This window comes from Pseudonocardia xinjiangensis, assembly GCF_012911925.1.
Lineage (GTDB): Bacteria > Actinomycetota > Actinomycetes > Mycobacteriales > Pseudonocardiaceae > Pseudonocardia > Pseudonocardia xinjiangensis.
On the sequence record NZ_JAAXKY010000252.1, the window covers coordinates 1 to 5,696 of the forward strand.

6 protein-coding genes and 1 pseudogene are annotated in these 5,696 nt (G+C 70.1%); 2 read left to right on the forward strand and 5 right to left on the reverse strand.

The genetic code is table 11. From position 1 onward, the window contains the following. The first annotated feature begins 283 nt into the window (after positions 1-283). Complete coding sequence (locus tag HF577_RS36320; RefSeq protein WP_169400531.1) at positions 284-868, forward strand: Lrp/AsnC family transcriptional regulator; 585 nt, start codon at positions 284-286, stop codon at positions 866-868. 38 nt (positions 869-906) lie between these two features. On the opposite strand, the gene HF577_RS36325 is transcribed toward HF577_RS36320, so the two are convergent. From HF577_RS36325 to HF577_RS36335, 3 genes are all read right to left on the reverse strand, one after another. Next, the gene (locus tag HF577_RS36325; RefSeq protein WP_211175392.1) at positions 907-1,872 is read right to left on the reverse strand and encodes an amidohydrolase family protein; all 966 of its coding nucleotides are present in this window, start codon (positions 1,870-1,872) and stop codon (positions 907-909) included. A 57-nt stretch (positions 1,873-1,929) separates the two neighbouring features. Beyond that, a complete protein-coding gene (locus HF577_RS36330) occupies positions 1,930-2,361 on the reverse strand; it encodes a nitroreductase family deazaflavin-dependent oxidoreductase (protein WP_169400532.1) in 432 nt (143 codons plus the stop codon). 89 nt (positions 2,362-2,450) lie between these two features. Continuing rightward, positions 2,451-3,956, reverse strand: a complete 1,506-nt coding sequence (locus HF577_RS36335; protein ID WP_169400533.1) for an MFS transporter — start codon at positions 3,954-3,956, stop codon at positions 2,451-2,453. Positions 3,957-4,034: 78 nt separating this feature from the next. Here HF577_RS36335 and HF577_RS36340 point away from each other — a divergent pair, with 78 nt between their 5' ends. Continuing rightward, the gene (locus HF577_RS36340) at positions 4,035-5,003 is read left to right on the forward strand and encodes an Lrp/AsnC family transcriptional regulator (RefSeq protein WP_312859613.1); all 969 of its coding nucleotides are present in this window, start codon (positions 4,035-4,037) and stop codon (positions 5,001-5,003) included. Positions 5,004-5,047: 44 nt separating this feature from the next. On the opposite strand, the gene HF577_RS36345 is transcribed toward HF577_RS36340, so the two are convergent. Then, entirely contained in the window at positions 5,048-5,413 is a 366-nt protein-coding gene (locus HF577_RS36345) for a hypothetical protein (protein WP_211175394.1), read from the reverse strand. 85 nt (positions 5,414-5,498) lie between these two features. After that, positions 5,499-5,696, reverse strand: a pseudogene (locus HF577_RS37755) (hypothetical protein); the annotation flags it as partial.

Consider the following 5,696-nt stretch of genomic DNA (forward strand, 5'->3'; position numbering starts at 1 on the left):
CTCCCCCGCCGCCACCCGACGAGCCGGACCCGCAGGCGGCCACGGCCACGGCCACCAGTGCGGCGGCGGCAGCCAGCGCCACCGAGCGGCCGCGACCGCGGATGGACATCGGACCGGTCATGAGTACCCCCACGCGCGCGCGTGTCGCGGCTCGACGGATTGCGCCCGCAGACAGCGTCAACTAGACGATTCGGCCGTATCATGCGGCACTGCTTCTCAGCTCGTCCAGTAACAATCGATCACGGCGGATGAACGACACCTGTTGCGGCCAGAGAGGGCACGAATGTCCAGAGGCAAGGATGCCGCGAGCCCGTCGACTGGACGAACCGCCGGCCCACCCGATGACGTCGACCAGAGGATCCTCGCCGGGCTGCGCAGCGACGGCCGGATCTCCATGTCGGCCCTCGCCGATCAGGTGGGGGTCTCCCGCGCCACGGTCTACACGCGCGTGGAGAACCTGCTCGCCTCCGGCGTGATCACCGGCTTCAGCGCCCAGGTCGACCCGCGCAAGGTCGGCTTCGGGATCTGCACCCTCGTCTTCGTCACGGTGAGCCCGCAGACGTGGTCCTCGTTCCGCCGCCGCGTGACGGAGATGAGCCAGGTCGAGTACTGCGCCGTCACCACGGGCCAGCACGACGCGATGCTGCTCGTCCGCGCCCGGGACGTGGCCGAGGTGCACCACTTCGTCACCGACGTGCTGGCGCCGCTGCCCGAGATCCGCGCGGTGGAGTCGGTGCTCGTGATGGACGAGGTGGTCCGGCGGCCCTACCTGCTGCCCCACGACGTGCCCACCTCGCCGCCCCCGACCCAGCAGGTCGGCATGACGCGGTTCATCCGCGCGAGCGACGACCACGCCGGGCTCGAGTGAGTAGGTCGGCACGGACCGTCGCCGGTTCGCATGCTCCGTCACAGCCCGAGCAACGCAGCGGCGTTCCGCTCGAGTATGCCTTCGACGCTCGTCGCCGACAGACCCGCCTCTTCGATGTAGGTCCGCGCTCGCAGATACAGGTCCCCCTGGACGTACGGGAAGTCGGAACCCAGGACGATCCGGTCGGCCCCGAAGGTGTCCACGGCACAGCGCAACGCGGGCCCGTGGAAGTTGGCAGCGTCCCACCACATCTTCCTCCAGGCCTGGGTGGGGCGTTCCGGGAATCCCTCCTGCCAGTACGGCCGGTTGTCGTCGATCCGCTGGGCGAGGAAGGGAAGCGGCCCTCCCAGATGGGCGACGAGAAACTTGATGTTCGGGTGCCGCCTGACCACCCCGGCGGCCATGAGGTGCAGCAGGCCGATCGTGTCTTCGAAAGGCGCGCCGACCACCCAGCGCAGGCCGTGGTCCGCGATCAAGGGTGAGGCCGCATCCTGGCCGGAGGCATGGATGTAGAGGATCGCGTTGCGTCGGTCGAGCTCGGACCACAGCGGTTCGAAGGACCTGTCGCCCAACGTGCGGTAGGCGACCTCGGTCCCGATGGACGCGCCGTGGAGCCCGAGTTCGTCCATCGCGCGCGACAGTTCCTCAGCCGCCGCCTCGCCGTGCGGGAGCGGCGTCGTGGCCAGGCCGGCGAAGCGCCGGGGATACCGGGAGATCAGATCTGCATAGAGATCGTTCGCGAGCTTGGCGGAGTCGATGGCGTCACCAGGTCTGTCGAAGACCGGGAGCTGCGGGGTTGCGGAGAGCAACTGCATGTCGACGCCGGCTGCATCCATCAAAGCGAGGCGTTTGTCGATCTCCCCCGGGTCGTCACCGGCACCAAGTCCCCGGGCGATGGCGGTGAAGCCGCTGCCACACGCCTCGAGCTTGTCGAGGTACTCGGTCGGGAAGTAGTGGGCGTGCATGTCGATGCGCATCACGTGCTCGCATTCAGCCTGGTACACAACGCCTGCTCCGGCGTTGCGGGGATGTAGGTTCGCCGAGCCGGCCGAGCCGGCCGGTTATCGGGGCTCCAGCACGAGCACGGGGATCCGGCGGCCGGTCCTTGCCTGGTACTCGGCGTAGGCCGGGTAGGCCTTGACAGCGTGGTCCCACCACTTGGCGCGCTCTGCCCCGTCGACCTCGCGGGCGACGAAGGTCCGGGTCTCGGCGCCGTCCTGGAGCTGGATCTCGGGGTGGGCCGTGATGTTGTGGTACCAGACGGGATGCTCCGCGGCACCGCTCTTGGAGGCGACGACGGCGTACCGCCCGCAGTGCTCCACGCGCATGACGGGCGTGTGACGCACCTTGCCGGACCTCGCGCCGCGCAGGGTGAGCAACACGATCGGCATGCCCTGGACGTCGACCCCTTCGGTGGTGCCGGTCTCGAGGATCTTCTCGACCTGCATCCGTGCCCAGTTGTCCGGGTCGGACCACGAGCTCTGGTCGGTCATTGTTACCTCCACTTTCCTGATGGGTGACGAAGGACGTCGCGATCCGATCCCGGTCGGGCGATGGTCGGCTCGGCCCGTGCCCGGGGCGGTCAGTTGTGAGTTGGTGCCGGGGACGTGGTGATCGGCGGTGTGGTGGTTGTGGCCCGAGAAGCGGTGGAGGTCGGCTGGGACGTGTCCGGGGCGGTCGCCGGACGCACCAGCCACAGCACCAGCAGGCCGCCCAGCACCCCCGCCGCACCGGCGACCAGATAGCCGATGTTCAAGCCCGCGACGATCGCCTCACCGACCGCCCGGGTCCGCGGCGCCTGCCCTGCCACCACCGCCCCGACCAGGCTCGGGTCACTCAAGTGTGTCTCGACCGTGGCGCGGAACACCAGACCCAGCACCGCCACACCCAGCGCGTAGCCCAACTGCCGCGAGGTGTTCAGCGCGCCGGCGACCATCCCCCCGAGCTGCGGTGGAGCAGCCGACATCGCCGCGGACGTCAGCGCCGGGATCGCCAGCCCACAGCCCAACCCCACCACCGCGAGCCCCGGCAGCAGCGCCGACGCACTCGAGTTCGGCCCGATCAGCGCCTGCAGCCAGCCACCGACCCCGATCAGCACCATCCCCCCGCCTACCGTCCAGCGCGGCGAGATGCCCTGCACCACCCGCCCGGCCAGCGCGGAGACCAGGAACGCACAACCGGCCAGCGGTAACAGCGCTACCCCCGCCGCGATCGGCGAGAGCCCGAGCACCCCCTGCAGCCACACCGAGGTGAACGCCAGGATCGCGAACGCCGAGGCCATCAGGAGGAGGCCCGCGGTGATCGTCGCGGTGAACGAGCCGGACCGGAACAATCGCAGGTCCAGCGACGGGAACTCCGCGCGCCGCTCGATGCTCAGGAAAACCGCCAGCGCCAGCACCGCGAGCACCAGGAACAGCCACGTTCCCGGAGCCGACCAGCCGTGGTCCCCGGCCCGGATCAGGCCGTAGGTCAGCGCACCGGCGAACACCGTGAACCCCAGCACGCCCGCAACGTCGAGTCGCACACCCGGCCGGCGGGTCTCGGCGCAGACCACCAGCGTCAGAACGATGGTGACCACCGTGATCGGAAGGTTAACCAGGAAGATCCACCGCCAACCGGCGTGCTCGGTCAGCAACCCACCGATCAGCGGGCCCAGGGCGGAGCCCGCCCCGTTGACCGCACCCCAGATGCCGAACGCGACACCACGGTCACGGCCGGAGTAGGTGGCGTTGAGCATCGCGGTGGTCGTCGCGAACATCAGCGCACCGCCGATGCCCTGCAGACCACGCGCCGTGATCAACACCCCTGCGGTCGGGGCGAGCCCACAAGCCAGCGAGCCCAGCGCGAACAGCGCCAGCCCGGCGACATACGCGCGGCGGCGGCCGACGATGTCGGCCGCCGAGCCCGCACCCAGCAGCAACGCCGCGAGCACCAGTGCATACACGTCCAGGACCCACTGCAGGTCCGCGAACGAGGCGTGCAGGTCCGCCGCCATGTCCGGGATCGCCACCGTCACGATCGTGACGTCGAGCAGCAGCATGAAGGAACCAAGGCATATGGCCACCAACGGCCACCATCGGGATCGCATACGACGAATTCCAGCCCACCTTGACGTTGTGTGTAGTCGTTACCTCGAAGACCACAAGAAACTGACAAGCTAGGGACCATGCAGATGGAATCCGTCACGTTCGACCATCTCGACCGCAGCCTGGTCCACGCCCTGATGGTCGACGGACGGGCGCCGTTCGCCCGGTTCGGCGAGGTCCTGGGCGTCTCGGACCGGACGGTGGCCCGCCGCTACGCCCGCCTGCGCGGTGCGGGCATCGTGCGTCCGGTGGGCGCGATCGACGCGGCCGCGGTCGGCAGCGCCCGTTGGGTCATCCGCGTGCGCTGTCAGCCCGGCTCGGCCGGCGAGGTGGCTCTCGCGCTCGCTCGCCGGGAGGACACCCAGTGGGTGCATCTGGTGTCCGGAGGCACGGAGATCACCGCGAGCCTGCACTCCTGGTCTCCGGAGGAGCGCGACGAGCTCATCCTCCACCGGCTGCAGCGCACCGAACCGGTGGTGTCGGTGACCGCGCACAGCGTCCTGAACGTTTTCGGCAACGACGTAGGCGGGTTCCGCGGACTCCACGTGCTCGACGATGCCCAGGTCGCGGCACTGAGCACCGGCCTGCCTCGCGGGGGGCGGCCGGCGATCCTCACCGACACCGACCGCCCGCTGCTGCGCGCACTGTCCCACGACGGCCGCACGGGGTACCCCGCGCTCGCGGCCGCGACCGGCTGGTCGGAGTCGACGGTGGCGCGCCGGATCGAGGCGCTGCGCGCTGCCGGAGTCCTCTACTTCGACGTCGACGTCGACGAGAAGGTCATGGGCTTCCACACGGAGGCTCGGCTCTGGGCGTCGGTACCACCCTCGCACCTCGCCGACACAGGTGCCGCGATAGCCGCCCACCCGGAGGTGGCGTTCTGCGCGGCCACCACCGGCGCGACGAATCTCCTGGCCGCCGTGGTCTGCCGGGACGGACCGGACTTCTACCGGTACCTGACCGAGCGGATCGGCGCGTTACCACTGGTCCGCGAGGTGGAGACCGCGCCGCTCATGCGGACGGTGAAGCGCTCAGGTGCCCTGCAATGAGGTACGCCGGACACGCCGAGCGGACGACGAGACGGTACTGGCCGTTACGTCGCGGACCGGACTTCCACGCAGACACTGACCTGGTCGCCGTCGGCCGTGCGGAAGTCCTCCACCAGCCGCAGACCGTCGGCGTGCGGCTCGATGCGACTCGCCGCCGCACCGCCCACCACCTCGCCGGTGGCGTCGACGACGTGGGTGAACCGGATCGAGATCCGCCGCTCCTCGCGCGTGCCGACGAAGCGACCGATACGAACCGTGTCGCCTTCGTACTCGCCCCAGACCATGCCGTCGCGCTCGTGGTAGTCGAAGACCGTGGGCGAGGCCGGATCGACCTCGCTCGCCGTGGACGACACCATGGCGAACCGCCGCCCGTCGAGATCGAGGTCGGAGGCGGGACGGGCGCTGGCCATGTCGAGATCATGCCCCACCCGCGAGAGCGTGAGCCGATCATCGGGCGCCCGTCGTCCCGCAGCTGCGCCTCGGGGAGCCACCGCGTCAGGCCTTCGACCACCGGAGCCGCTCACCCTTGCTGTCGAGCTTGCAGGACATCGCCGTGCCCGCGCTCGTGACTCCGACGGCCCCGGCAGACGAACAGAAGGCGCCCGGGTGGACCACGGCCCCGGAACCAGAGCTCGATTCCGGCTTGGGCGCGGGCTTGGGCGCAGGCTTCGGGGCGGGCTTCGGGGCGGGAGC